The organism is Mucilaginibacter sp. GW821-FHT07G05, from assembly GCF_059418565.1.
This window is the reverse complement of the sequence record NZ_JBWKQC010000015.1, coordinates 43321-68930: the sequence shown is the minus strand read 5'-3', so window position 1 is coordinate 68930 and position 25610 is coordinate 43321. Positions and strand designations below refer to the sequence as shown.

Genomic DNA, 25610 nt, shown 5'->3' with positions numbered 1-25610 from the left:
AGCCCGCCAGAGCCGATGGTACTGCGGTAAAACGTGGGAGAGTAGGTCGGTGCCCAATCTTAAACATGCCCTCTATCCGAAAGATAGAGGGTTTTGTTGTTTTTAGGCGAGTTGTAGGTGGTGTGTTGTAGGTTCCGGGTTGTGTGTTGTAAGGAGATATTCCAACATACAAGTGGCATCACACTAACGCTTCTTACGCACAACTCAAAACCCACAACCTGCAACTCTTCCCATACAACTCACAACTTTCAACTTACAACTAATTCTCCAACCAAAACATTTATCTATATTTATCGCATACATATCATGGTATATGAATGCAACCGAAACCTCGCTTTGGCAAAAGATCCAAAGTTTTCAACTGGATCAGCCGGATGCTGATTTTAGTTTCTCTGCCCGTCTCGCTCGTGAAAATGGCTGGACAGCTGCTTACACTCATCGCGTTATTAACGAATACAAAAAATTCATCTTTCTTTGCTGTGTGTCAGACCAAGGTGTTACCCCATCAGATCCGGTAGATCAGGCCTGGCATTTACACTTAACCTTTACACGTTCTTATTGGATAGATCTTTGTCGCGATACTTTAGGCCGTGAAATACATCATAATCCTACCAAAGGTGGAAAACAGGAAGCGGTTAAGTTTAACAACTATTACTCCCTGTCGAATAAATTATATGTCGAGAAGTTCGGCGTTCAGCCTCCTGCAGATATATGGCAGGATAATCGTACCCGCTTTTCGGATATCAACTTTCAGCGTGTTAATCTAAGCCGGTATTGGCTAATTAAAAAGCCGCGCATAACGCAGATCACTATTATTGCTACCCTGGCATTAGTTGCAGGGGGCTTATTTGTACAAGCCATGGAGGCGGCAATCGTATTTCTGATATTTGGTTGTGTGGCGGTTGCTGTGATGGTAATTCCCGGCTCAATTTTCATCGACAATAATGCCGGTAAGATCAAAAAGAAAAGAGAGGGAAACGGTGGTGGTGCAGGATGCGGAGGAGGAATAGATGTCGATGGAAATACATCATCAGATCACCACCACGATGGCGGGCATCATGGTGGTGATAGTGGTTGTAACAGCGGCTGCTCGGGTTGTTCATCTTCCGGATGCAGCGGTTGTGGTGGTGGCGGCGATTAGTCGCTTATAGAGAATACGCTTTCAATGCTTCCTGCGCGTAGTCGCCCCAATCTTTCATTACATCTTTTATTTTATCAAAAAACTCCTTGCTGGTTACCGATTTTCCCTTTACCGGTGCCGCTACCGAACTGGCAGGTACCGGTGTATCGGTTACTTTGGTGGCAAACCAGGTTACGTTTTCGTGTGGTAAGGCTACGCCTAATATCATACCCGGTAAGCCGCTAAATGATTCCGGACCGCCCGATACAGGTATTTCCTCGGTATAGAATGCGACTACATATACCGAGTCAAGCACTAAACCATTTGCCCTGCGGCAAGTGTAGCCTGCTATATCGCGGGTTTCGCTGGTTATTTTCCATTTAATGTGGTGTGTACTGTCCCTTACCAAAAAGGTTTCTTCATAAACCTTTTTTTGGTTAATTATTTTATTGGTATTAAAATCGGTATAAACGGTATTGTTCTGCACGGTCATCGGGCTGTTGCCAAAGAAACCGTTATTGGTATTTTCCGGCGGAATTGGTACAAACAATGTTTTATTATCCGAAAAGTTAAGCGTGCTCTTCAGCTTTTTAAACTGCGGCTGGTTTTTCTTGTACTGATCATAAGCAGGTTGCAGGTATGACTCATTATCCTTATTAATATTCTTTTTAATAATGGCATACATGTTCATGCTCTTCTCGTACTCAATGGTGCCCGAGCGGGCGAAACGCGCGTTTTGGGCTGCCGCGATATTGCTTAAGCATGCAATTACAGCTATGGTGATGATATATATTCTTTTCATGATATGGTTTATTTTGAAGTTTTAACGCCGCCGCCCATCTTATTAAAATCGTACACTACCGATAGCATAAAGTACCTGCGGATAGAAGTGTAGCTGTTTTGATAGAAACTGTTAGCTGTGGTGTTACGGGTAAAGCCCGCGTTCTTGTTCAATAAATCGTTTCCGGTTAATGATACTTTCAGGTTATCCTCTTTCAGGAAGGTTTTAACGATCGAAGCATTCCAGATGAACTGACTGAAATCATCAGGGAACGATTGTGTTTTAGCCTTGTATTCGTAATTACCATCCGATGATATTTGTAATTTACCCGGCAGATAGATGTTAAAAGATGCATTAGCGTTAAAACCTTTACCATCATTAATGTTCTTCCTTAGCTCGCCATTCGTCATATATGATGACGTGCTTTTGGTATAATTAGGTCGGAAGTTCATCCAGAAATCATACTTCTTTTGTTTGTACTTCGACAGACTTACACCGGCCGAATAAGTGTACGATTTGGTGGTATTGAGCTCATTATTGATCATGTTGTAATAGGTGTTACCATTGGCACTCATGTTTAAGCCAATATTGAAATCACCTTTTGATATCTTTTGATCGAAATAAGCATTAGCATAAAAATTGTTCGGCTTTTTTCCGCTAAGGTTGAACGACTGGTAAGTACTGCGACCGGTTGAATCGGTAAAGGTATTGCTTACTATCGGATTTGTAGTGAACGAGTACGAACCGCTTAACCATATCGACTGGCCACTTAGCACCTTATAAGAGTTATAACCTAAATTGAAACGGTGGTTAAACGAAGGTGTAAGATCGGGGTTACCCAGGGTGATGTTCAGCGGATCGGTATTTACACGTACCGGCTGTATCTGATCGATAGTAGGCTGGGTGGTGTTACCATAGTAATTGAACCTGAACGATTTTTGCTGCGTAAACCTGTATTGGTAACTGGCCTGTGGGTTCCAGTTGGTGAAATGTCTTTTAAAAATATCATCGGTGTACAGGTTAACTTGCTTAAAGCTTACATCAGATACCTTGGTACCAAAGTTAATCACATGTTTTTCTTTTTTGTAGTTGAATATAGCACCCACCTGGTTCGAGAACTGGTTCAGCTTAAAATCATTACTCAACGAATCATTCAGCAAATTGTAATTTCCGGGTGCCGACTGATCGAATGATTTCCTGTCGGCAGTACTATTATTAATGCCGAAACCATAGTTCAATATTACTGAAAACGCTTTAGTGAAAGGTTCGGTATAGGCAATATTACTGCTCAAAACAGAACTCTTGGTATCGTTTGTTTTATACTGATCTATCTTTTGGTTACTGATCACCCCTGTGCTATCGTACAAGTTGGTGTTCGATTGCAGGAAACCTTTGGCATTGCTTTGGTTAAATGCTTCGGCAAGGTTTACAGATAATGTACGACCGGCTTTTTTGAATTTTTTGGTATAAAAAGCGCTCATGTTTAAAATACGACCATCAACCTTATTGGTTAAACGACGTGTGTTATCATTACGCAGCTCATCGTTACCGTTGCGTGTTTCCGAAGTATAGTCGCTGTTGGTTTCGCTGTTTTTAACGGTACCATCAACTGTCAGTTTCAGGTTTGAGGTCGAGTCCAGTTTAATTTGGTAGGTCGCGTCAAGTTTTTGTCTGAAGATAGAATTGTTAAAGATCTGGTCGGAATTACTTTTGATGATACCGGTTGGCAACGTGTTTTGTGATAGCGTGTTGGTGCTACCATCAACAGCTAATGATCCTATTTTGTAATTGGTGTTGATAGAGTTTTTATCATCGTTCCATTTAGAATCGTAGTGTAAACCGCCGGTATGAGCCTTCGGGATACCCTGACCGTTATACCTTCCGTCGAACGAATCCAGGTCATCGCCGCCTCCGCCAAAATACATAATACCATCGTCAACAAACTGCATCCCGTCAGATCCGCCTCCGTATTTGTTGCTATCCTCCCAGCCCAAGCCGGTTTTGCCTGTATTACTGGAGGTACCATAGGCAGAGAACTTTTGCTTGGCCTTAAATTTATTGAACAAAGCCTGTCCTTGGTAAAAGTCTTTAGTGCCTATGCCGGCATCTACCTTACCAAAGTAACCGCTCTTTTTATCTTCTTTCAGCTTAATGTTGATGGTTTTGGTTTTCTCGCCATCATCAATACCGGTAAAGGTGGCCTGGTCGCTTTTTTTATCGTACAGCTGTACCTTATCAACCATGTCGCCACGGATGTTTTTGGTAACAAGGGTAGGGTCGTCGCCAAAAAACTCTTCGCCATCTACCAATACCTTATTTACAGCCTGCCCCTGCGCGGTTATCTTACCGTCTTTATCTACCTGTATGCCGGGTAGCTGTTTCAGCAGGTCTTCCACTTTTGAGTTGGGCTGTATTTTAAACGCGGCCGCGTTATATTCGGTAGTATCACCTTTTATTTTAATGGCGGCTGCGGTTCCTTTAATTAAAACCTCGGCCAATAGTTTCGATTTCAGCAGCATGTTCAGCTGTTTAAAATTATGCTCTGTTTTAGCCGAATCTAAACTGAATTCTTCTACATAATCGGCGTATTCGGGATAGGTGATCAGCAAAAGGAACTTGCCTTTGCTAAGCTTGCCTATCGAAAATGATCCGTTTTCGGCAGCGCGGGTAAAGCTGACCAATGTGGAATCTTTAGCGTTCAGGATACTTACGGAGGCGTCTTTAAGTTTTACGTTTGAGGCACTATCGGCCACAGCTCCTTTAACACCATAAGGCGTTTGGGCGAACGATCGGGAAGTAAAACAAAGGAAAAGTAGTAAGGTAAAAATTGTGTATTTCATATAAAGTTTTAAAGGCACTCAATGATAACTAAATTCTTAGTAGTTGGGAAAAATTTAACACTTATTAACAAAAATGATACGAAAGGAGCTGTCTGATTGCTATTTCTAACAGACGCGTATTAAGTGTTAATGTTACAGTTTTAATAAAATTTATCATGTTATTTGTTTGTTAATTAATGATTCGAAAATACAGGAGCCTGTATGCAAAAAATAATAAGATTGTGAAGGATAGCTATATGGATGTGAATTTGGCCGGCTTTGCGAAGTTTGTGCGGAAGACAAAGATGCCTGAAGGTATTAAACTACGTTTGATCGATCGCTACTACGCCCTGAAACTATTGAAGGAATTGCCGCGAAAGAGTTTGGCAATTTGCAAAGAGGGCGAATATTACCGCATAAAAAAAGCGGTGCCCCGAAAAAAATCAGGATACCGCTTTTAGATAATTATGTGAGGATTGGTCTAAAATTCTATTCTAACGGTCACTACATCTTTCCCTGCAATAGTAAATGTACTGTTTTTTTGCGTTTTACGCTCTTCCGAAAGGTCGCTCGACCAAACTTTTATTGCAGAAGTATTTACAGGCGATAACGTTACGCTGCTTTCATCGGCACCGCTGTTAACCAATTGGGCTATTAATCCCTTGCCGTCATCAGCAACTTTTACCGCCTCTATGTATACGGTTTTGCTATCCAATTTAAAAAATGGCGCTTTATCATTACTGCCCGATGCTGCCGAAGCTATCAAAGGCTGGTGGTTATCTAAACCTGTTTGGTTAGCCTTGTAACTATCGTAACCGGCCTGGTGTGCCTGTATGTAATAATGGAAAGTAACCACGCCTTCCTGATCGGCCCTGAAATTGGTATGCCACAGGTTGTTCATTACCCACGAGTATATATTAGGCGATTGCGGCGTAAACGATACCCACAGTGGCGAATGGTGCAAGCCACCCAGCAAACTGCCGGTATTGGTTTTTCCTATTTCAAACAGCGGTGCATCGGGGCTGCTCCAGGTGATGCCGTATTCGCTGTTTGATATATCAACCCAGCGCTGCATGGTATACCAGTTACGGTTGGCATAAGGTAGTTGATCTGCCTCGGCGGCGGCGCTTCCCCATGGAATGCTGTAACGTACCTGTGCGCCCGGTATATTAAAAGGAAACGCGAAATGTACATTCTCCTTAGCGCGAATGGCCTTTTTATCTACAGTATTGATCAGCTCTACCTTATCCAATCCACTTACTAAACGAACTTCGCGGGTAAGGGAATTGCTACCCGGCGCGTCGGACTTTATCAGTAAACTAACTACCAACGGGCCGTTTTCTTTAATACTAATTATGGTGTTGCTGGTGGTTTGTGTTTTCTTTAAAGCAGCATCGGGCATGTAGAGGTACTGGTTAAGCCCGGCCGAATCTGCCGATACATAGTTGTGCGCCGCTTTTACCAGTTTTTTAATATTACCGCTTTGTTTATCCACATCAATAGTGTAAAGCCCGTTGCTTAGCGTGGTGCCAGTTACTTTAGCATTGCCCTGCGCAAAGGCTTTACCGGCATTTATAGTATAAGTGCTTTTGCCCAATTGCGGAACTGCCTGTGCTATAAACACCAATTCGCCGGTTGTTAAGCGTTGTGATGGTATCTTTTTGCCCGAAGCATCCTTCACCAGATCCCCCGCTTTACTTAATGCCGCCGGAACGTAAACCACATCGGTACGGTTCCATGATAGCGTATTGTATACGTCAATGGTATTAGCTTTGGCCGATGCGGGGGTTAAAACAAGTTTCATCAGCGAATCAACCTTGCTGTGTGCCGTTAACACGAACGATTGTTTTACCGCCCATTCGCTTTTTACCTTCGCGTCATCCGGGTCATCCACACTGTTATAGGCACCCCAGGTATGTTCATTATAAAGCAGCAGGTTTTTCCAGCTATCGTTAAAGGCATCGGCAGGGTAGTTGGCTTTGTTGTTAATGGCCCATATAGCATCCGCTTGTTTCAATTGATCGGATGTATGACGACTCAAGGCTGTTTCTTTAGCCGCGCATGCTACACCATCTGTCCAGTACTCGGTATAATCGCCGGTGTATTGCGGCAGTTTGTCTTTGTATTTACTTTCCAGGTCATTAAAAAATTGTTTGGTTGAGGTAATAATTAGCTTTGGCGATGAAAATTTCTCGTTCCAGGCTTTAACGGCATCCGGTAGTTCTGGGTCGATGGGGGCGTTATCGCTCATGGCCCAGGTAAGAATCGACATATCATACGGGAACTTATTTTGCTCTAAACCGGCGAGGTATTCAAAAACGTAAGGGTTCAGAAAGTTTTCAGTAGGATGACCGGTATAAAACGGCTTAGGGTCTTCAATAGTGAAAAAGTTAGGGATCTTGGTGCCTTTTAAAGCATAGCCGATAGAGTACGGCTGGCATTGCCAGAACAGTAGTTTTTGCTTGCCCGATGGCGATACCCAGTAAAAAGGTTTATCCTGCCATTTGGCCAGCTGACCAATCCTGTCAGAAGCGTTGGGGCCCGAAAGGAAATATTTGATCCCGGTTTGCTCCACCTGCGAAGACAAACCCCACGACGCGCCCGGTACATCACCCTGAAACATGGTGTGGATCTGTATGCCATTATCTTTAGCTAACTTTTGAGATTTGTAGAACATCTGCATCAGTTGTTTCGAATCTGTCATGCTGGTATTAATGTTGCCATAAGCGCCATCCAGGTTGATCCAGCCGCTTTTTACCGCGTCCCAAAAGCGCTTCTTTTTCTCTTCGTCGGCTGTTTTCAGGTAATTGTCAACCACCCATATCGCTTCGGTTGTCCACTTAAAACGGGCTTCAACAGGATAATTCTGTGTTTTTTTAGCCAGTTCTATAGATTCGTCAATGTTTTCCTTATGCAGCTTCAGCACCTTAGCCTGGGTATTGGTGTACCCAATATCGACATGCGAGTGGGGCAATACATAAACGCTCCAGTTATCGCGCGCCGGGTCAACAATGCAGCGTGCCACATAATTTTGCGTACCCGATGTTAAGGTAACTGTTGCCTGTGTAGATACCTTTATAGGCGCGCCGGGTAGGGCCAGTTCGTAAACATCAAGCCCGTCTTTACTGGCCGGTATGGTAATTACATCTTTATTGTTATTAAAACTTACGGCAGCCTTGGCTTCGGCAAAGCTTTTTCCATTTTTGAACAGCAGCCTTACCATACGGCGATTTTCGCCATTGTATTTAAGGTAGGCTACGGTTTGCTGTAAGGTAACAGAAGTGAAGGCCGTTGCCGGGGGCGCGGCCTTTTGCGCAAGGGCATTAATGCTTGTCGCGCAAATGATCAGCACAATAAAAACAAGATTCAGTTTTCTCATTTGTTTTGAGGGTTGATATAGTATAGTAGTATTGTTTACCGCGTAAGCCGACTAAATTTACAATTAGCCGGGATGCCTTTTTTAAGGGCTTATAGAAAAAGGGCGTTTATTCAGTACCGGGCAAATTGCCATTGTACATATAAAGTTATAATGTACAAACATATTGGATTGCTTTTAATAATCAAAATATCCTGATCATATTTTTTGCCTGCTTATCCCGTAACGGGTTATACAACGTGCAAGAGTTTCTCTGTTCAAATAGCAGGAGGCTGTGTAAGTTTACAGCTGTTATGATGGTGGCACATCGCTGGGTGATATGTATATCAGTATGCCTTGATACAGCACCACTTTCTGTACAGAAAATAGTGGAGGTAATGAATTGGCTAATAGTTAATAACTCCCAAACTATCAGGCAATAAAATGTCTTTCTGACGAGTATTCACAAAGGATATGTATATCAGACAGATGTGGTATTTTCTTAATGGATAAAACTGCTAAAACAAGTTAGCTTAATCCATTAGCCTGTGTAAATGTTAATAAACAAATTAGAAAGAAATGAGAACCTTTTTAAAATTTAGCTTTGAATTGAATAAAAAATATGGATATTAGTACTGCATTTACCAGTTATACCTAACTAATTACTAAACTATTGATGTTCCAATATAAAATTTGGAATTAAAATTTATATATGTATGTTTGTACATACTATTGAGTGAAAAACAAACCAATACCTAATATTTAAACTTGCGGAAACGCGCCTTTTTGTACTAATTTTTTGTTCGATTTAATTTAATGCTGAATGAAAAGACTGATACTATTACCCGGTTTTTATTTAACTGATTAACCACCTGTATAACCGGTGGCGGCTTTGCCTTGCGGTAAGGTTTGCTGTGTAATAGTTTCAACAAGCTTTCATTCTGCATAAAAATGAATACCGTGCTGTATACCGGCATGGCGTGTTGCACAATTATTATTTAACCAAAAACCATTAAAAAGTCACTGTAACTGTAGCGACCAATTTTTAGAGAAACCTTTTAAACAACCAATTGATATGCAAAAAAATAATGTCGTAAAGGCAGCCGGAATTGCTTTGCCCAAATTTTGGCAGGCATGCAGCCTTTGCATAAGCCAACCGCCGTAGTGCTAAAAGCATTTTAATAGCTCTCTTAAACACAATTATTATTTAAAACCAACCAAACAATCATTGTTATGATGAAAAAACTTATTTACGCAATTGTATTTTCCTTACTATCCCTGCACGTAATGGCGCAGGTTAAGGTAAATGGTAAAGTGACTGATGCTAAAGATAATAGTCCGCTTGCAGGAGTGAGCGTGCATGTTAAAGGCTCAACCATAGGTGCGCAAACAGATGCCAGTGGTAACTTTACCCTCGATTTGCCGGCAGCAAACTCCGTAGTAGTATTCACCTATATAGGTTACAGCGAACAGGAAGTTAGCGCCGCAGGCAAAACAACCCTCAATGTAAAACTTACCGAAGAATCAAAAGAACTGAATGAGGTAGTGGTAATTGGTTACGGTACGGCCAAAAAATCAGACCTTACCGGCGCGGTTACCACGCTTAAGGCCGAGCAGTTACTGGATAAACCGGTTCCCAACCTGTCGCAAGCCTTACAGGGTAAAGTAGCGGGTGTTGATGTAAGTGTTAACAGTAACGCGCCGGGTGCGGCCGCTAAGGTACGCATCAGGGGTATTGGTTCTATCAACTCCAATGTTGACCCAATTTATGTAGTGGATGGTGTAGTAGGTGTTGACCCCAACTCAATCAACCCGAATGATGTGGCCTCGTTAGAGGTACTGAAGGATGCATCGTCAACCGCTATATATGGTGTGCGTGGAGCCAACGGTATTATTATGGTAACCACTAAACGTGGTAAACGCGGCGCGGCTACCATTAGCTATGAAGCTAACGGAAACATCAGCCAGCTTTACAGACACGTGCCTACCCTTAACTCTGAAGAGTTTGTGCGGATCTACAACGAATCATTCGCCAACGGACAAAAATTCTCTACAGATAACTCAGTACAAACACCGCCTAAAGAGTTGAACAACGTGAATTATCCGTTGCTGTTTGACGCTAACAACAAACCTATTTACAATACCAATTGGGAAAAAGAAACTTATAAACCATCTTTCTCGCAAAGTCACCAGATCAATATACAGGGCGGTAGCGAAAAATCAGTTTATAGCTTATCGTTCGGTTATCTTAATCAGCGCGGCTTAACCCCAACATCAGCTTTCAAACGTTATTCGGCTAAAATGACCATGGATAACGATGTGAAAGATTGGTTACGTGTTGGTGGAAGTATCAATATCATCAGCAGCCGTCAGCGTATGGTTACCGATGGTAACGGTGGTTTGAACGTACCGCGTGCTGTTAGCGAAGAAGTACCAATCGTGCCGATCAGGTATCCAAATGGTAACTGGGCAGGTAACTATGATATAGCCGGTCTTGAAGGTGCACCTAACCCCATACAGGTAGCTAACGAGCGTTATACACTTAACAATACCTTACAGGCTTTGGGTAACATTTACGCCACGTTCAAAATATCATCTGAACTGGAGTTTAAAACCGATTTCGGTTATAACCTGGCATCGCAAAAAAACAACTTTTATTCATCACTGGCCCTGCAACACTTATCGGCAGATCAGGGTGGTGTGGCTAACATAAACGCTAATACCAACAACTATTGGCAAACTGAGAACTACCTTACCTGGAACAAGAAGCTTAACGATCGTAACAGGTTTACAGCGGTAGCGGGTATATCGTTCACTAAAGCTACTTATGAAAGAGTAAGGGTAGAAACACAAAACTTTATCGACGACTTTTTTCAGTTTAATAACCTGAACGCCGGTTCGGTTAAAAGTGCTGCTGAATCTGAAAATCAGCCAAGCTCTCCGGTTGCGCTTAACCCGGGCCAGCTACAGTCATACTACGGTCGTATTATGTATAACTTAGATGAAAAGTATTTATTTACTGCCACCGGCCGTTATGATGGTTCATCAAGGTTCAGCGAAAAAAATAAATTCTCTTTCTTCCCGTCGGTAGGTGCTGCATGGCGCGTATCTCAGGAAGATTTTCTGAAAAACAACAAATCTATTTCTAACTTAAAAATACGTTCGAGCTTTGGTATTACAGGTAACCAGGAAATTGGTAACTACCGTTCATTCGCTCAATACGGTACAGGACAAACTGTTAATAATGGCGCCGCTGTAATTACTTTATTACCGGCTTACCTGGGTAACCCCGATTTGAAATGGGAAAGAACCAAGCAATTTGATGCCGGTTTAGAGTTAGGCTTGTTTAATGACAGGGTTAATTTGAATGCTGATTTTTACATACGTAATACCAGCGATTTGTTATTACAAACGCCTATTCCATGGTCGGCAGGTTTTACCACATCCAACGTTTATAAAAACGTAGGCTCGGTTAGAAATACAGGTATCGAGCTAAGCCTGAATACCGTGAACGTTAAAAGTAAAGATTTCGAATGGTCGAGCACATTATTGTTCACCAGTAACAAAAACGAGGTTACCAAGTTGAATGATGGCAATGCCGATATCTTCCCGGGCCCTAACTTCTTAGGCCAGAACTACGTGATCCGCGTAGGCGAACCTATTGGCTCATTCTATGGTATGACCAGGCTGGGTACTTACAGTGATTCACCTGCGGATATTGCTGAAGCTGCTAAACATGGTTTAAAAGCAGGTGATCGTAAATACATTTACAATGCCGATGGCAGTAACTATTACAGCATCATCGGCCGTGCCAACCCTAAATGGACAGGTACTGTAAGCAGCACCATGAAATACAAAAACTGGGATTTTTCATTCGATATCCGTTTTGTACAAGGTGTAAATACAGCAGCTAACTTTAAACACTCGGTTGAAGACAGGCAAACCATATCAAACAGTTTAGCTACTGTATTGAACGGCTGGACGCCAACCAATCAAAACACTTTTGTATCGCAGGTGCGTAATTACAAATACGCGCAAGATTCGCATTTTGATACCTGGTGGGTAGAAGATGGTTCATTCATCCGCGGTCAAAACTTTGTATTGGGCTATAGCTTGCCGGGCGCTGCCTTGCAAAAATTAGGAGTAAGCCGTTTCCGCATTTATGCCAGTGTACAAAACTTGTTCGTAATTACCGATTATACAGGTTACGATCCGGAGGTTGATACCTTTAATAACAGCTATGGTTCAAATCCTGCGTTTTCACAAAACATTGATTTCTTCGCTAACCCTCGTCCGCGCGTGTGGAACCTTGGTTTACAGGTAGGATTTTAATACTTGCGGATATGATCAATAAGGATAGAAAAACAGCAGAGAAGGATTTAGTACAAACCATCTAAAATCGAATTAAAATGAAAAAATTAAGAAATATATTAATTGTGGCGTGCGTGTTGTTAACATGCTCATGCAAAAAATTCCTGGAAGAAAAGCCGTCATCTTTCTTAACCCCCGAGTCTGATCTGTCGAGCGCTAAGGTAGCACGCGCGTTGGCCTATGGTGGTTATCAGAATTTACAGGGATTGTTAACAGGCCAATCGGGCTCGTACGGTGGTAATACCTGGAACCTGATGGAATTTATGACCGGTAAAGCCAATAGCGATTTGGGGCAAACAGGTTTTGTAAACTTTCAAAACCTTATTTACAGTAATACTTCGTTCTATTTTGACACATGGTGGCAACAAATGTATTTAGGCGTAGGTGCAACCAACCTTGCCATACAAAGAATACCAACCATTAACGCAGCCGGCCTTACCGAAGTTGATAAAACCAACTTATTGGCCGAGGTACGTACCTTACGCGCATTATATTATTTTTACCTGGTGCGTATGTATGGCGCAGTGCCTAAAATAACCGAACCGGCTAAAGATTTGAACCTGAATGTGCCGCGTGTGGCAGCTAAACAGATCTATGATGAGATCATCATCCCTGATTTGCTGGAAGCCGAAAAATCAACCCTGCCATGGAAAGATGTAACCGGTAAGGTATCGATGGGCGCGGTAAAATCATTACTGGCCGATGTGTATTTAACTTATGCAGGTGCAGCTATTAATGGCGGGAACCAATATTACGCCGAATCGGCCAAACGCTCGTTGGATGTAATTAAAAATGGCGGCTATACCTTATTTAACGAGTATACCGACATGATTAATCCGGCCAATAAAAACCAACAGGAATTTATTTTCCAGGTGCAGTTTGCAGCCGCGGTTCCTATTACCAATCCGCTTACCCCGCTTACTATTCCTAACTTTTCAACCATCTCTAAATACTCGGATGAGTATGGGTCGGTATATCCAACAAACCAATTTATTGCGTCGTTCCCGGCAGGTGATAAAAGGGTGAAAGAAAAACAATTCTTTTACACCAGTTATAAGAGTATTAAGGACAATACCATCATCACCTTCAAAAATCCATACATATACAAATGGTTTGATGTGGGCGCTGTTACTAATACAGCTAAGTCAGATCTGAACTATACCATTTATCGCTTAGCCGATGTAATGTTGCTCTATGCTGAAGCATCAAACCGTGCCGAAGGCTCACCAAATTCAGATGCCCGCGACTACGTAAATGCCATCCGCGACCGTGCCGACCTTGCCCCGATTGGCGCATTGGGGCAAACCGCGTTTGAGCAGGAGGTTTGGGTGCAACGCTATTACGAACTATGCTTTGAAAACAAAATGTGGTTTGATATGCTGCGTACCCGCAAAGTGCATAATGATGTTACCGGTGCCTGGGATAATTTTGTTGGCCACACTACTGTGTTCGGCAAAACCTTTACCGAGAAACAATTACTGTTCCCGCTGCCTAAGCAGGAAACAGACATTAACCCTAACTTATTGCCAAATAATCCTGGCTTTTAAATAGGTTGTGTTTTAAAAGGAAAAGGAGGCTGCATTGCCTCCTTTTTTTGTTTAAGGTAATATGTAAACCTAATATCCCAAGTGTACATGCTTTTTACGCCCATTTGCAATGAGTGCTTAACATGGGCTTGAGATTGCATCGTAAGAATAAAAAAACTCAAACTAAGCAGCCTTATCCGTTTGAGCTGTAGTTACGGCCTTTTTTCTCTTCAATATCTTTGAGCTTATTAATACGCCTTTGCTCCAATTTTTCTAATTTATTATTCATGTTATTGCGTGCGTCGTTGCGCTTACCGGCATCTTCGTATTTACCATTATTGTACTCATCCATTATTTCCTTTTTCTCGGCCTTGTAAAGAAAGTCGAGGGTGCTTATGTCGAGTTTATAGGTGAAGGTTGCCAATACCTTTTCAAAATCATCCGTGCCATATTTGGGTTTGTCTGAATCTGCATTTTTTAAAACGTCGATCGTCATGGCATATATCTTTACTGTATAAGTTTTAATCAGATTATGTATTTCACCACTATCGGCCCTACCATTAATCTCGGTACTTTTCGCGTTTTGCATTGATGCAAGACTTTTTTCCAACGATGTCACTATGCTATCGCGCTGATGTTTGGACATCTTCACCATTACAGGCAAATTGCGATAATCGGGCATCATATCTTGCGCCCATAAATTGGCGTACGAGAATACAAGTACAAAAATGATGAAGAGATTTTTCATGATAGAACAGGCTATGGTTAATTTTTTAAGTAGGAACTTAAAAGTAATAAATTATTTTATATCAAGAGTTACTACTAAAAAGAGCGTCATTGCTTCGGTCCTACTACCCATGACGTGTTAAGAAACTGTCATTCTGAACGCAGTGAAGAATCTTCTTCGCTATGCTTATCTACGATAGATGCTTCGTTCCTCAGCATGACAGTGGAGAGGGGGAGCCATCGTAATTTTACCTTCAAAGTCAAAAAGGAATTAAAATTCTCGCAATGACGAGTTTTTCTCTGCCCATTTTTCTCCTCTTGCGCTCATTTGCAATGAGTGCTTAACATGGGTTTGCGATTGCATCGCACCTAAAACAAAAAAAGCCTCCCCGCGAGGGAAGGCTTCCTGAATATTTAATTCCGTTGCCGGAGATTATTTTTGTTGTCTGCGGATGATGTTTAATGCGCCACCGGCTTTAAACCACTCAATTTGCTGAGCGTTGTAGGTATGGTTAACCGCGAATGAATCTTCGGTGCCATCAGCATGGTGTAATACTACGGTTAACTGTTTGCCCGGAGCAAATTCGGTTAAGCCCAGGATGTCGATCTTGTCGTCTTCCTGAATTTTATCGTAATCGGCAGTGTCGGCAAAGGTAATACCCAGCATACCTTGTTTTTTAAGGTTGGTTTCGTGGATACGGGCAAATGATTTTACCAGTATGGCACGTACACCCAGGTGACGTGGCTCCATGGCAGCGTGCTCACGTGATGAACCTTCGCCATAGTTCTCGTCGCCCACTACTACAGTACCAATACCGTGTGCTTTGTAATCGCGCTGGGTAGCCGGTACCGGACCGTATTCGCCGGTTATCGCGTTCTTAACACTATCGGCACTATTGTTAAAATAGTTGATAGCGCCAATCAGCATGTTGTTTGAAATGTTATCAAGGTGACCACGGAACTTCAACCACGGACCAGCCATCGAAATGTGGTCGGTAGTACATTTTCCTTTAGCTTTGATCAGCAATTTCAGGCCTTTCAAATCTGTACCTTCCCATGGTGAGAAAGGATCAAGCAGTTGCAAACGTGCCGAAGTTGGGCTAACCTTTACTTCAACCTGGCTGCCATCTTCGGCCGGGGCCTGGTAGCCTGCATCTTCTACCGCGAAACCTCTTACCGGCAGCTCGATACCTTGTGGCTCGTCAAACTTAACCTGCTCGCCGTTTTCGTTGGTTAACGTATCTGTAAGTGGGTTAAAAGTAAGATCGCCGGCGATAGCAAACGCGGTTACAATTTCAGGTGATGCCACAAAAGCGTGGGTATTAGGGTTACCATCCTGACGTTTAGCGAAGTTACGGTTAAACGAAGTGATGATAGAGTTACGGCGTGTAGGATCATCTGTATGACGGGCCCACTGACCGATACAAGGACCGCAAGCGTTAGCCAAAACTACACCGCCCATTTCGGCAAATGTACCCAGGTAACCATCGCGGTCAACAGTGTAACGCACCAGTTCCGATCCCGGAGTGATGGTAAACTCTGCCTTGGTTTTCAGTTTTTTATCGATAGCCTGTTTAGCGATTGATGCCGAACGGGTAATATCCTCGTAAGATGAGTTGGTACAAGAACCAATCAAACCAACCTCTAAAGCGGTAGGCCAGTTGTTCTCTTTAACCGCGGTAGCGAATTTAGAGATAGGCCATGCCAGATCCGGAGTGAACGGACCGTTAACATGCGGCTCAAGCTCGCTCAGGTTAATTTCAATTACCTGGTCAAAATATTGCTCAGGGTTGTTGTAAACTTCTTCGTCGCCAGTTAAGTGCTCGGCAATAGCGTCGGCTAATAATGCGATGTCTTCGCGTTCGGTACCTTTAAGGTAAGCGGCAGCTTTTTCATCGTAACCGAAGATAGATGTAGTAGCGCCAATTTCGGCCCCCATGTTACAGATGGTACCTTTACCGGTTGCTGATAATGAACGTGCGCCTTCGCCAAAGTATTCAACAATAGCGCCTGTACCACCTTTTACGGTAAGTATACCGGCAACTTTCAAAATAACATCTTTAGCTGAAGCCCAGCCCGATAATTTACCGGTTAATTTAACACCTATCAGTTTAGGGAATTTAAGCTCCCATGGTAAGCCTGCCATTACGTCGCACGCATCGGCACCACCTACACCAATAGCTATCATACCTAAACCACCCGCGTTAGGCGTGTGCGAATCGGTACCTATCATCATACCACCCGGAAAAGCGTAGTTTTCTAACACTACCTGGTGAATGATACCTGCACCGGCTTTCCAGAAACCGATACCATATTTATCAGATACTGATGAAAGGAAATCGTAAACTTCCTTATTTACATCATTTGCTGTAGTTAAATCGGCAACAGCGCCAATTTTTGCTTGTATTAAGTGATCGCAATGTACGGTTGATGGTACAGCAACCTGCGGACGGCCCGCCTGCATAAATTGCAGCAGTGCCATTTGCGCCGTAGCATCTTGCATGGCCACACGGTCAGGTGCAAAGTCAACGTAGTCGGTACCGCGTGTGTAAGCTTGTTTAGCGTCACCTTCAGAAAGGTGGGCATATAGTATTTTTTCAGTAAGAGTAAGAGGTTTACCGGTCGCTTTACGGGCAGCATCAACACGGGTGCTGTAACGATCGTAAACTTTTTTGATCATATCTAAATCAAAAGCCATTCTATTTTTGATTTTTAGGTGAGTATAAAAAGGAAAGGGATAATCCTGTTCCTGCATTCAGCGGCGAATTTACAAATTATAACAAACAAATCTCGTCAGCGTTGTGTACAAATGTTATTTGGATATGTTCTAAATAGTGTTGCATGCCAACCAAATAGATTCCGGTTGTTATAATATCAACTAAAGCTAACGAATTAATTTTGCACCCTGATATTGAATATGCTATATAACAACATTTACCCTGCCGAAGCCACCGATCACCCCGAAATAATTGCCGTTTGGGAAGCATCCGTAAGGGCAACGCACCACTTTTTAACCGAAGACGATATCCAGTTTTACCGCGACCTGATACTCAACCAATACCTGGATAAGGTAAACCTGTATTGCACTAAAGATGGCGACGTGATCACGGGCTTTTTAGGCTTAAGTGACGACATGGTACAAATGCTTTTCATCCACCCCAATGCACGCGGTAAAGGCCATGGCAGCCAATTGCTCAACTTTGCCATTAATCAGCACGGAATAACCAAGGTAGACGTAAACGAACAAAACCAGCAGGCCCTCGGCTTTTACCAGCGCTTTGGCTTCACCATTATTGACCGCGCCGAAACAGATGCCGTTGGCAGGCCGTATCCGGTGTTGTCGATGGAGTTATTGTAGTGTTGTAGGTTGCAGGTTGTGTGTTGTAGGGGGGGAGGCTTGGGGCGGCGGGTAATTAGTGCAAAATCTTAAACGCGTCATTGCGAAGAATGAAGCAATCTCCTATTTGCAGAGCGGCCCTGTATTTGTTTAAATTAATACGAAATGTTAAAACGCGTCATTGCGAGGAACGAAGCAATCTTTAAACTATACAAAGCGACTTGCTTGGGTAGAGATTGCTTCGTTCTTCGCAATGACGCGTTTTTCTTTGATTAACCTGTCTATTATACGTATACGCTTTATTACTGGCCGCCAGTTTTCCAGTACATGTAAGCTATGGCCACCACTACCAGTATGATGAGCACTACCAGGCCGGTTTTGCCTTTGCGTTTGTCTTGCCTCATTAACCAAACTAAAAAAGCAACCAGCGGCAATACAAAAATGGCCCAAAAAATCATCGAAGGTCCGTTCATGGAGAATTTAAATTAAGATCCGGAAAAGCAGCAGCGCCACAAGTTCCATAAGTGTGCTGCAAATGTAAGTTTTATAAATCAAGTGCAAAAGGAGATTAGTCGATGGACCATAGTCGATAGTCCATGGAAAACCAAACCCATGGACTATCGACTATGGTCTATTGACCAAAGAACTAAAAAGGCATCCTCGCCAGCGGGGCTACATCCTGCCCAATAAAATCGCCTTTCAGGTATTTGTGGTAACCTGCAATGGCTATCATGGCGGCATTATCGGTACAGTATTCCATTTTGGGGATAAAGGCATTCCAGCCGCGTTTGGCGCAAAGCTCCTGCAAGCCCAGGCGCAAACCGGTATTGGCGGATACACCACCCGCCAGCGCGATATCCTGAATATTATATTGCAGGGCGGCCTTTTCCAGCTTGTTCAATAATATGGTAGCGATGCGTTTTTCAACCGAAGCGCAAATATCGTTCAGGTTTTCCTGCACAAAATCGGGGTTCTTGGCAATATTATCCCTGATGAAGTAAAGGATAGAGGTTTTTAACCCGCTAAAGCTGAAATCCAGTCCGGGTATTTGTGGTTCCGGGAATTTGTAGGCATCGGCATTACCCAGCCGCGCGTATTTATCAATCAGCGGACCGCCGGGATACGGCAGGCCGAGTATTTTGCTCGTTTTATCCATCGCTTCACCCGCGGCATCGTCGAGGGTTTGGCCAATTACTTCCATATCGAAATAATCTTTCACCAGTACGATCTGCGTATGGCCGCCCGAAACGGTAAGGCATAAAAATGGGAAACGTGGTTTGTTATCGCCTATAAAATGAGCCAGCACATGCGCCTGCATGTGGTTTACCTCAATAAGCGGCAAATTTTTGGCCAGCGCGAAAGCCTTGGCGAATGATACTCCAACAAGCAGCGAACCTAAAAGTCCGGGCCCGCGTGTAAAAGCCACCGCATCAATATCATTTTTGTTTACTTTTGCGTTCAATAATGCTTGTTGTACGGCAGGAACAATATTTTGCTGATGAACCCTTGAGGCAAGCTCAGGGACAACGCCTCCGTAGGCTTCGTGTATGGTTTGGTTGGCAATAACGTTGCTCAACATTACACCATCGGCACAAATGGCGGCAGAGGTTTCATCACACGATGATTCTATAGCTAAAATTACAGGCACAGTTTTTAATATTATTTAAAGCTATTATTTACCGAATATTGTAAAACCCTACGCGGGAATGCTTGTTTATCAAGCGTTATTCGGTAATTGAATAGCTCACTCAATCAGTCATTTAAATAAAAGGCAAAGTTATTAAAAAAGTACTCAAAATAACGCTGATAATAGTATTGCTCATCTTACTGATGGTAAGCGTATTGTTAGTAGCATTTCAATATAAGCCTGTACAAACCTGGGCGGCAAAAAAAGCTACGGCTTACCTGTCCGAAGAGCTGCATACCAAAGTTGATATCAAAAGCCTGTACATTAAACCATTTACATCGGTTGTGCTGGAAGGCCTGTACGTGTTGGATAAACAAAAGGACACTCTGTTAAGTACGCCCAAATTAACCGTTGAACTCAACGGGTTTTCCATATTCAGCAGTATCAAGAAACGGTATATCGATTTTGAATCGATACAGTTAGATAACGGTTCATTTTACCTTAAAAAGCAAAAGGACAGCACCACCAACCTTAAGTTCATTATAGATTATTTCAGTTCGGCCGATACCACGAAAAAGGCAGGCAAACCGTGGACGCTCGATTTCCGGAAGATAGCCATCAACGACCTGCATGTGCGTTACAAAAACTTTTTGGTGGACAGCGCGGTTAAAGGCGTAAATTTTGAAGATCTTGATGTAAACCATTTCAGCACCGTGGTGCTCAATATGGATTTGAAAAGCCACCTGTTTAAAGCCAACCTGCGTAACCTTACCTTGCAGGAAAAAAGCGGGTTCTTCGTTAAAAACCTTACCACTGATGCCACGGTTGATACCAACCAGATTGAGCTGAAAAAGCTTTACCTGCAAACCAAAAACTCTATACTAAAAGATTATTTTAAGATGAGTTTTAACTCGTTTGATGACTTCAGCAATTTTGAGCACCGGGTACGTATGGATGCCAATTTTATGGCCTCGCACCTGTCGTCAAACGATGTGGCTTACTTTACCGACTTGCAAAAGATCCGTTTTGAACTGGGGGTTTCGGGCAGGGTAAAGGGCAAGGTAGATAACCTTAAAGCCAAAAACGCTACCATTACCGCGGCGCAAAGCACCTATATTAAAGGTGATTTTAACCTGAAAGGCCTGCCCGATTGGAACAATACCCTGCTGGAACTGGAATTTGAGCAGGTAGCCACCAATAAAAAAGATGTTGATTATTTATTCCAGCGTTTTACCGGCAACCCCAAGGCGCAGGTACCGGCCATTGTTTCAAAATTTGGCAATGTAAACTTCAAAGGTAACTTCAGCGGTTTGCAGAATGATTTTATAGCCTACGGTACGTTTAAAACCAAACTGGGCCGTTTCGATACCGATATCAACCTCAAAATAAACAAAGCCGGTGTGCCCAGCTACAGCGGAAAGCTTACCACCAACCAGTTTGATGTGGGCAGTCTGATCGACGATAAAACACTTGGCCGCGTTACCCTCAGCGGGCAGGTTAAAGGTAGCGGCGACGACCTGAAAACGCTCAACATAGCCGGTAATGCCAATATTAAAAGCTTTACGTTTAAAGGTTACAGCTATAGCAACATCACTACGCATGGCACGTTTCGCCGTAAGTTTGCCGATGGGGTGGTATATGTGAACGATAAAAACATCAAGCTGAAACTCGACGGCTCTATCGACCTGGCACCTAAGCTACCGGTTTTTGATTTCACTGCCGATATTACCGATGCTCACTTAAACAAACTGAAACTGATTAAAGATACAGTGACGGTGAGCACTACCATGCGTACCAAGTTTTCGGGCAATAACCTCGATAATTTGGATGGCGATATCTTCCTGTCATCAACCCGCATTGTTGACCCGCGGAATAATTATGTGGTTGATTCGTTGTACCTGGCGGCAAGCGGCACGGGCAGGCAAAGGCTGCTAACCTTCCGTTCGGATATTGCTGATGGCAGCATTACAGGTAATTATAACCTGGCTACCCTGCCATCTTATTTTAAATCTATCGCCAAAAAATATATCCCGTCCTTAAAAACAGATATAACCCCGCCTAAACCACAGGATTTCGATTTTAACCTGAAAATAAAAGATATCGACCCGCTGCTGGTGGTATTTATGCCACAGTTGCGCATCCCGGAGCAGGGTAATTTTGTGGGCGAATTTAATTCGGCCAGTAACACGGCAACACTTAGCGGCTACATAAAAACCATTAAGTACAACAAAATAGTTTTTCACGATCTTATTATTGATGAGGGCACTACCCAACAAAACCTGGGGGCCAACTTATCCTTAAGCAAGGTTGATATTACCGATAGTTTGTTTGTGAAGGACATCAACATCACCAACTTTATACAAAACGATAGCCTTAACTTCAACATCAAACTATCTGACAAGAACGCCGCCAACCAACTGGATCTTTACGGACTGGTAGAGTTTGGGCGCGATACCACGGCCAAGCTGAAGCTGCTGCCATCGGAAGTAGTGCTGGAGCATGAGAAATGGTCGCTTGAAGAGCAGGTACGTATCCGTTTGCTGGATAACGGCAGAACACAGATCTCGGGCTTCGATCTTTCTAACGGCGAACAAAGCGTAAAAATTGACGGATTTGTATCAAGCAACCCGGCGGATAAACTTAATCTCACCTTCGAGAAGTTTGCCATGAGTACGCTCAACCAGCTTACCAAACCGGCGGGCATCGCTTTAAGGGGCGCGCTTAACGGTACGGTGGTTTTTAGCTCGCTTACTAAATCGCCGGAGATAGATGCCGATTTGGATGTGGATACGCTGATGATGAACAAAACCCAGGTGGGTAATGTGAAGATTGTTTCAAACCTTGATAATAATCGCCAAAAGGCCATTGTGCATGTAAATATAGTTAATCGTGGTTTAGAAACCCTCGATATTGAGGGTGCTTACTCGCTGGCGAAGGATGAAGAGAACGTGCTTGATTTTGATATCAACATGAACCAAACGGAGGCTATCATATTTACGCCTTTCATAAAAAACCTGGTGTCGGATGTTAAGGGGGCTATATCCACCAACCTCAAGCTCACGGGTTCTACCAAAAGTCCGAGGCTTAACGGCGACATTACGCTATCCAACACCGGCCTAACGGTTAACTACCTGAAAACGCCTTATGTAATTAATGATAAGCTAACGGTTGATAACAGCGTAATCCATATTGATAAAATGTCGATAAAGGATACTTTGGGCGGCGAAGGTATTGCCGATGGCAAGGTTGACCTCAACAATATATCAAACCCTGAACTGGATATCGCCCTTAACGCTACCAACCTGCTGGCGCTTAATACATCGTTTAAAGATAACCACGTTTATTATGGTAAGGCTTACGGAACCGGGCGTTTCGCCTTTAGCGGCCCTATCGATAACATGAAGATAGATATTAAGGCCAAAACAGAGGAAGGTACCATATTCAACATTCCGCTCAATACCTCGTTTACCGCTAACGATTACGATTTTATCCGCTTTGTAAAGCATAACGATACCACCAAGGTGGTAGACGACAAAACCAATAAGTTCAATGGTGTTACGCTTAATTTCGACCTCTCGGCCGATGAGAAAACAGTTGTAAAGATAAGTACCGATTACGGCCAGCTGGAAGGCAAGGGAATCACCAATAACCTTAAGCTGAACATCAACAGCCTCGGCGATTTTGAGATGTACGGCGATTACCTCATATCATCTGGTAAGTTTGAATTTACGGCCAAAAACTTCATCAGTAAAAACTTCCAGGTAAACCAGGGCGGTACCATCCGCTGGACGGGGAACCCGGCCAATGCCGAAATTAACCTGAAAGCTATTTACGAGGTGCGTACCAATATCGCGCCGCTATATACTGCGGCGGGCCTTACATCGCCTCGTGGTAACCAGCAGGTATTGGTGCAATCGCAATTGATATTAACCAAATCGCTATTACAACCAAATATCGATTTCGACTTTACCTTCCCTACCGACCCATCAATTAAGGAAGACGTAAATACTTACCTCGCCGATAATAATAACCGCAGCCAGCAGGCGCTAAGTATTATTGTACGCCGTAACTTTAACTCGGGTTCAAATGGTGGTAACCTCGATCAACAGGTGCTAAGTACTGCCAGCGACGCGGTGAGCGAGTTTGCCTTTAACCAGCTGAATAGCTTTATAGCGCAATCAAACATTAAAAACGTGGATTTGAACATCCGCTCGTTCAACGAAGCCAGTGCATCTATCCGTTTATTTAACGACAGGCTGATACTTAACGGAAGTTTATTCAACAATACGGGCAGTAATAACCTGTTTGTAAACAACAGCAGCTTGTTCAACTCTAACTTTAATAATTTAACAAAAGATTTTGAGGCACTGTACCGCATAAGGCAGGATGGCAACCTTACCGCGCGCTACTCGTACAGGGTATTGAGCGGAACGGCTTTAAACACCATTAGCCAGCTGGATGTGCAGTATGTAAACGGTATTGGTTTGGTTTACCAGCGCGATTTTGATACGCTTGGCGAGTTTTTGAGAAGTATTTTCCGGAAGCCGCGAACCGGCGGCAATTCGCAGAAACCTACGCCTGCCCCTATTCCGCAGCCTCCGTTAAATTATAAACCTCATGATGATGAGGAAGAAAATTAATTATCGCGCATAATGGCGTGATCCATTTTATCGCGCTTGGTACGTAAGTAGTTTTCGTTGTGCGGGTTTGATGCTATCTCGATAGGCACATTCTCAACCACCTCTAAACCGTAACCGATAAGGCCTGCACGTTTTTTAGGGTTGTTGCTCATCAGGCGCATTTTTGATACTCCCAGGCTACACAATATTTGCGCGCCGATGCCGTAGTCGCGCTGGTCCATTTTAAAGCCCAGTTGCAGGTTGGCTTCCACGGTATCCAAACCATTTTCTTGCAGGTGATAGGCTTTCAATTTATTGATCAAGCCTATACCACGGCCTTCCTGATTCATGTATACGATAACGCCTTTACCTTCTTTCTGTATCATTTCCATAGCCTTGTGTAGCTGCGGACCGCAATCGCAGCGGCATGAGCCAAAGATATCGCCGGTTACACATGAACTGTGCACGCGTACCAGTATAGCTTCATCGGGCTCCCAGGTGCCTTTAACAAGCGCCATGTGGTTTTCGCCGGTGTTTACCTGTGTGTAAGCCACCATATCAAAATCGCCAAACTCGGTAGGCATCTTCACCGAAATTTCTTTGGTAACCAGGCTTTCGGTATTTAAACGGTAAGCGATAAGGTCTTTAATAGAGATGATTTTCAGGTCGAACTCTTTTGCCATGGTTAGAAGTTCGGGTAGGCGGGCCATTTCGCCGTCTTCGCTCATTATTTCGCATATCACACCGGCAGGCTCAAACCCGGCCAGTACGGCAAGGTCAATAGCGGCTTCGGTATGCCCGGCACGGCGCAACACACCGCCATCTTTAGCTATTAACGGGAATATATGTCCTGGGCGACCCAGATCCTGCGCTTTTATAGTAGGATCAATAAGTGCCAGTGATGTTTTTGAACGATCAGATGCCGAAATACCCGTAGTACAACCATGCCCCAGCAAATCAACCGAAACCGTAAAATTGGTTTCGTGCGAGGTGGTGTTGTTGGTTACCATGGGCTCCAACTCCAGTTCGTGCGCGCGCTGCTTAGTAATTGGGGCGCATATCAAGCCACGACCGTAACGGGCCATAAAGTTGATCGCTTCGGGTGTGGCATTACGGGCGGCGGTTAAAAAATCGCCCTCGTTCTCGCGGTCTTCATCATCCACAACGATGATCATTTTGCCGCTTTTTATATCTTCAATTGCTTCTTGTATCGTGTTCAGCATTTCTGTAGCAGGTTTAATATACCATAGGGTATATTATAAATAATAAGTAAAGTTAACTTATAAAAAGCACTTTAGGGTCGGCACTGTGTAAAATCAACAGGGTGGG

14 protein-coding genes are annotated in these 25610 nt (G+C 43.4%); 6 read left to right on the top strand and 8 right to left on the bottom strand.

The annotated features are described in order from the left end of the window. Nucleotides 1-313: 313 nt before the first annotated feature. Entirely contained in the window at nucleotides 314-1141 is an 828-nt protein-coding gene (locus AC07NA_RS25150) for a glycine-rich domain-containing protein (protein ID WP_494900731.1), read from the top strand. Between the two features lie 4 nt (nucleotides 1142-1145). Here AC07NA_RS25150 and AC07NA_RS25145 read toward each other — a convergent pair whose 3' ends face one another. Both AC07NA_RS25145 and AC07NA_RS25140 read right to left on the bottom strand, forming a co-directional pair. Next, entirely contained in the window at nucleotides 1146-1922 is a 777-nt protein-coding gene (locus tag AC07NA_RS25145; RefSeq protein ID WP_494900729.1) for a GLPGLI family protein, read from the bottom strand. Between the two features lie 8 nt (nucleotides 1923-1930). Next, entirely contained in the window at nucleotides 1931-4741 is a 2811-nt protein-coding gene (locus AC07NA_RS25140) for an outer membrane beta-barrel family protein (RefSeq protein WP_494900727.1), read from the bottom strand. Between the two features lie 221 nt (nucleotides 4742-4962). On the opposite strand from AC07NA_RS25140, the gene AC07NA_RS25135 reads away from it, so the two are divergent. After that, complete coding sequence (locus AC07NA_RS25135) at nucleotides 4963-5181, top strand: hypothetical protein (RefSeq protein ID WP_494900725.1); 219 nt, start codon at nucleotides 4963-4965, stop codon at nucleotides 5179-5181. 20 nt (nucleotides 5182-5201) lie between these two features. Here the strand turns inward: AC07NA_RS25135 and AC07NA_RS25130 are convergent, their stop codons facing one another. Then, nucleotides 5202-8099 carry a glycoside hydrolase family 38 N-terminal domain-containing protein gene (locus AC07NA_RS25130; protein ID WP_494900723.1) on the bottom strand — a complete coding sequence of 966 codons (2898 nt, stop codon included), beginning with the start codon at nucleotides 8097-8099 and terminating at the stop codon, nucleotides 5202-5204. Nucleotides 8100-9308: 1209 nt separating this feature from the next. On the opposite strand from AC07NA_RS25130, the gene AC07NA_RS25125 reads away from it, so the two are divergent. Together AC07NA_RS25125 and AC07NA_RS25120 are read left to right on the top strand one after the other, a co-directional pair. Further along, complete coding sequence (locus AC07NA_RS25125; RefSeq protein ID WP_494900721.1) at nucleotides 9309-12407, top strand: SusC/RagA family TonB-linked outer membrane protein; 3099 nt, start codon at nucleotides 9309-9311, stop codon at nucleotides 12405-12407. Nucleotides 12408-12484: 77 nt separating this feature from the next. Next, nucleotides 12485-13993 (top strand): RagB/SusD family nutrient uptake outer membrane protein, encoded by a 1509-nt coding sequence (locus tag AC07NA_RS25120; RefSeq protein WP_494900719.1) that lies wholly within the window; start codon nucleotides 12485-12487, stop codon nucleotides 13991-13993. A gap of 172 nt (nucleotides 13994-14165) precedes the next feature. Here AC07NA_RS25120 and AC07NA_RS25115 read toward each other — a convergent pair whose 3' ends face one another. Together AC07NA_RS25115 and AC07NA_RS25110 are read right to left on the bottom strand one after the other, a co-directional pair. Beyond that, nucleotides 14166-14720, bottom strand: coding sequence for a hypothetical protein (locus AC07NA_RS25115; RefSeq protein WP_494900717.1), 555 nt, complete (start codon nucleotides 14718-14720; stop codon nucleotides 14166-14168). Between the two features lie 411 nt (nucleotides 14721-15131). Next, the gene (locus tag AC07NA_RS25110) at nucleotides 15132-17396 is read right to left on the bottom strand and encodes an aconitate hydratase (protein WP_494900715.1); all 2265 of its coding nucleotides are present in this window, start codon (nucleotides 17394-17396) and stop codon (nucleotides 15132-15134) included. 219 nt (nucleotides 17397-17615) lie between these two features. On the opposite strand from AC07NA_RS25110, the gene AC07NA_RS25105 reads away from it, so the two are divergent. Continuing rightward, nucleotides 17616-18056 carry a GNAT family N-acetyltransferase gene (locus AC07NA_RS25105; protein WP_494900713.1) on the top strand — a complete coding sequence of 147 codons (441 nt, stop codon included), beginning with the start codon at nucleotides 17616-17618 and terminating at the stop codon, nucleotides 18054-18056. 281 nt (nucleotides 18057-18337) lie between these two features. Here AC07NA_RS25105 and AC07NA_RS25100 read toward each other — a convergent pair whose 3' ends face one another. Continuing rightward, nucleotides 18338-18508: a hypothetical protein gene (locus tag AC07NA_RS25100; protein WP_345213943.1), complete on the bottom strand. Its 171-nt coding sequence runs from the start codon at nucleotides 18506-18508 to the stop codon at nucleotides 18338-18340. Nucleotides 18509-18681: 173 nt separating this feature from the next. Next, on the bottom strand, nucleotides 18682-19683 hold the full coding sequence (gene tsaD / locus AC07NA_RS25095) for a tRNA (adenosine(37)-N6)-threonylcarbamoyltransferase complex transferase subunit TsaD (protein WP_494900711.1): 1002 nt from the start codon (nucleotides 19681-19683) through the stop codon (nucleotides 18682-18684). Between the two features lie 167 nt (nucleotides 19684-19850). Here tsaD and AC07NA_RS25090 point away from each other — a divergent pair, with 167 nt between their 5' ends. Continuing rightward, a complete protein-coding gene (locus tag AC07NA_RS25090) occupies nucleotides 19851-24302 on the top strand; it encodes a translocation/assembly module TamB domain-containing protein (protein WP_494900709.1) in 4452 nt (1483 codons plus the stop codon). On the opposite strand, the gene AC07NA_RS25085 is transcribed toward AC07NA_RS25090, so the two are convergent. Beyond that, nucleotides 24299-25504: a bifunctional 3,4-dihydroxy-2-butanone-4-phosphate synthase/GTP cyclohydrolase II gene (locus AC07NA_RS25085; RefSeq protein ID WP_494900707.1), complete on the bottom strand. Its 1206-nt coding sequence runs from the start codon at nucleotides 25502-25504 to the stop codon at nucleotides 24299-24301. The two genes, AC07NA_RS25090 and AC07NA_RS25085, sit on opposite strands and share 4 nt — an antisense overlap. Nucleotides 25505-25610 lie beyond the last annotated feature (106 nt).

What these genes read in the sequence shown, in the direction of transcription:
- AC07NA_RS25085 (WP_494900707.1), bottom strand. Translation starts at nt 25,504, where the DNA reads ATGCTGAACACGATACAAGAAGCAATTGAAGATATAAAAAGCGGCAAA.
- AC07NA_RS25105 (WP_494900713.1), top strand. Translation starts at nt 17,616, where the DNA reads ATGCTATATAACAACATTTACCCTGCCGAAGCCACCGATCACCCCGAA.
- AC07NA_RS25110 (WP_494900715.1), bottom strand. Translation starts at nt 17,396, where the DNA reads ATGGCTTTTGATTTAGATATGATCAAAAAAGTTTACGATCGTTACAGC.
- AC07NA_RS25115 (WP_494900717.1), bottom strand. Translation starts at nt 14,720, where the DNA reads ATGAAAAATCTCTTCATCATTTTTGTACTTGTATTCTCGTACGCCAAT.
- AC07NA_RS25125 (WP_494900721.1), top strand. Translation starts at nt 9,309, where the DNA reads ATGATGAAAAAACTTATTTACGCAATTGTATTTTCCTTACTATCCCTG.
- AC07NA_RS25100 (WP_345213943.1), bottom strand. Translation starts at nt 18,508, where the DNA reads ATGAACGGACCTTCGATGATTTTTTGGGCCATTTTTGTATTGCCGCTG.
- AC07NA_RS25145 (WP_494900729.1), bottom strand. Translation starts at nt 1,922, where the DNA reads ATGAAAAGAATATATATCATCACCATAGCTGTAATTGCATGCTTAAGC.
- AC07NA_RS25150 (WP_494900731.1), top strand. Translation starts at nt 314, where the DNA reads ATGAATGCAACCGAAACCTCGCTTTGGCAAAAGATCCAAAGTTTTCAA.
- AC07NA_RS25130 (WP_494900723.1), bottom strand. Translation starts at nt 8,099, where the DNA reads ATGAGAAAACTGAATCTTGTTTTTATTGTGCTGATCATTTGCGCGACA.
- AC07NA_RS25120 (WP_494900719.1), top strand. Translation starts at nt 12,485, where the DNA reads ATGAAAAAATTAAGAAATATATTAATTGTGGCGTGCGTGTTGTTAACA.
- AC07NA_RS25140 (WP_494900727.1), bottom strand. Translation starts at nt 4,741, where the DNA reads ATGAAATACACAATTTTTACCTTACTACTTTTCCTTTGTTTTACTTCC.